This window comes from Floridaenema aerugineum BLCC-F46 (genome assembly GCF_041929345.1).
Classification (GTDB): domain Bacteria; phylum Cyanobacteriota; class Cyanobacteriia; order Cyanobacteriales; family Aerosakkonemataceae; genus Floridanema; species Floridanema aerugineum.
In genome coordinates this window covers 1-3089 of sequence record NZ_JBHFNQ010000011.1, presented here as the reverse complement: position 1 = coordinate 3089, position 3089 = coordinate 1, and the positions used below count along the sequence as shown (strand labels likewise).

1 protein-coding gene is annotated in these 3089 nt (G+C 37.5%); it reads right to left on the bottom strand.

Going from position 1 to position 3089, the window contains the following annotated elements:
- The coding region (locus ACE1CC_RS00990) for a condensation domain-containing protein (RefSeq protein ID WP_413268611.1) at positions 1–3089 on the bottom strand (3089 nt) is incomplete at both ends.

Below are 3089 nucleotides of genomic sequence, written 5' to 3'. Positions count from 1 at the left end.
AAACCAATGTACCACCAGCACTTAAGCAGGGATAAATTTCTTCAGCAGCCGCATCAAAACTAAGAGATGCAAATTGGAGAATGCGATCGCTGGCAGTAATCTGGTATTTTGCGATCGCAGCTTGGGTAAAATTAACCAAAGCATAATGTTCAATCAACACTCCTTTTGGCTTTCCTGTGGAACCAGATGTATAAATTACATAAGCCAAATTATTAGCTGATAAATTATTGATGGGATTTTCCCGACTCTGGCGCGAAATTATCTCTTTGTGGCTATCTAAACAAATTATTTCTAACTCTTCATTCCCTAAATTTGCCCATTGCTGCATTGTCACTAAAATTGACACTTGAGCATCATTTATTATGTCTTGCAAGCGTTCTGTGGGATAGGCAGGATCTAAGGGAAGATATGCTCCTCCTGCTTTGAGAATTCCTAGCAAACCTACTATCATTTCTCTAGAGCGATCGATACAAATTCCCACTAATCCATCAGGCTTTATTCCTAATGTTTTCAGATAGTGAGCGAGTTGGTTAGCTTGTTCATTTAATTCTCGATAACTAAGCTTTTGTTCCCCAAATATTACAGCGATCGCTTCTGGGTTTTCCTCAACTTGTTCCTCAATTAATTGATGAATATTTTTCACTTTTGGAAAAGCTACTTCTGTATCGTTCCAGTTAACTAAAATTTGCTCTTTTTGTTCTTTCGTTAGTAAAGGTAATTGAGCAATTCTTTGATTCGGGTTGGCTACAATTTCTTCTACCAATGTTTGATACTGTTCCATCATTCTTTTGATGGTAGCTGCATCAAATAGGTCGCTGTTATACTCCCAAACTAGGGTGATTCCGTCTGTTTCTATTCCCTTGGTTTCTGCTTCAGAATTACGTCCGATTCGTTGTTCAGAACGGGGAATAACAACAATATCAAGATCGAATTTAGCCGATTTGTTAGTTACAGCTTCATGCTGTTTAATAGTCAACCCAGGTAAGTTCAAATTAGGTAACTGAGCATCATGAAAACTGAACATTACCTGAAATAAAGGGTTATAACTGAGATTTCTTTCGGGTTTAAGCGCTTCTACAACTTTATCAAAGGGTAAATCTTCATTAGCATATCCTTCTAAAGTTACTTGACGCACTTGAGCCAAAAGTTCTCTAAAAGTGGGATTTCCCGAAACATTTGTGCGGAGAACAATGTTATTAACAATCATGCCAATCAAGTTTTCTGTTTCTCGCCAACGTCGATTAGCAACTCCAGATCCCACACATAAGTCTTCTTGTCCGCTGTAGCGATAGAGCATGATTACAAAAACCGTAAACATACTCATAAATAATGTTACGCTTTCTTGCCGATTTAAGTTTCTCAGGGCTTGGCAAAGATCCAGGGGAAGTTCCATTCTCAACATTCCGCCTTTGTATGTTTGCTCCGCTGGGCGTGGGCGAGCTAATGGTAATTCTAATAAAGGAGGAATGCCAGCTAATTTCTGTTTCCAATAGTTAAGTTGAGCTTGCGCTTGTTCTGTTAATACCCACTGTCTTTGCCAATAAGCAAAATCTGCAAACTGAAGTGAAGGTTCAGCTAATGGGGAGGGTTTCCCTTCAGAAAAGGCTTGATATAATGTTAATAATTCCCGCAAAAATAGGTTGAATGACCAACCATCATGAACTGTGTGATGTTCAATATGAATTAATACATATTCTTGATTACTTAATTTTAACAAACTCCAACGAATTAAAGGTAATTTAGTAATATCAAATGGTTGTTGAACTGCTTCATCTGTTAATCTTTCAACTTCTGCTTCCTGCTGGGATTTAGGAAGATTTTCTAGGTTGATTACGGTTAATTTGACAGGTTGTGGGGGGTGAATTACTTGGACTAACTTTCCTGCTACTGTGGGAAATGTGGTGCGGAAGATTTCATGACGGCGCAATATTTCACTAAGGCTTTGTTCCAGAATGGGTATGTTCAATTCTCCGCGAAAACGCAAACTTTCTTGGAATTGATAAGCACGGCTTGAGGGTGCTAATTGTTCAATGAAATACACTCGTTCTTGGGCAAAGGAAACAGGTAAGTAACCTTGTTTAGAAATGGGCTGAATTTTGGCTATGGGTGATAATTGTTTTAATTGTTGTTGGCTAATGACTTTACTTAAGTCGTTGATTGTGGGATTTTCAAAGAGTTGTTGAAAGGATATTTCAACTTGAAAAATATCTCGAATTCGTGATAAAATTTGTGTGGCGATTAACGAATGTCCACCAAGTTGGAAAAAGTTGTCATTAATGCCGATCGCTGACCATCCAAAAATTTTACTCCAAATTTGGGCGATCGCTTTTTCTTGCTCATTCCTGGGGGCAACAAATGTTTCTTGAATATCTGGAATAGGTAGTGCTTGGCGATCGACTTTGCCATTAGGATTAATAGGTAAAGCATCTAAAATTACATAGATGCTGGGCACCATATAACTAGGCAATTTGTTTTTTAGGAAACTTTCCAAACTTGCCGTACTAATTTCTGTGTTTCGATCGGGAACTATATAAGCTACTAACCTTTTGTTTCCCGGGCTATCTTCCCTAACAATAACTACACTTTGAGATACTTGGGAATGTTGATTAATGACAGATTCAATTTCGCCTAATTCAATCCGAAAACCATTAAATTTTACTTGATCGTCGATTCTTCCAGCAAATTCTAAATTACCATCCGGTAAATATCTTACTAAATCACCTGTTTTATATAATTTGGAATTATTAAAAGGATTTTTAATAAATTTTTCAGCTGTTAATTCTCTGGCGTTCAAATAACCCCTTGCTAATCCAGCACCGCCAATAAAAAGTTCTCCTGGTACTCCAATCGGAACAGGTTGTAAGTAGCGATCGAACACATATACTTGAACATTACTAATTGGTTTTCCGATCGGGATTTCCTGACGATTAAGAGTGTTTTCTGATAAGTTAGATAAAGTAGCAACTACAGTTGTTTCAGTTGGGCCATAACTATTAACTAACTGCGGATAATTACCGATTAATTGATACCAAGTTGCGACTTTTTCGGGTAATACTCTTTCTCCCCCAATAATTACTAATCGCAATGAT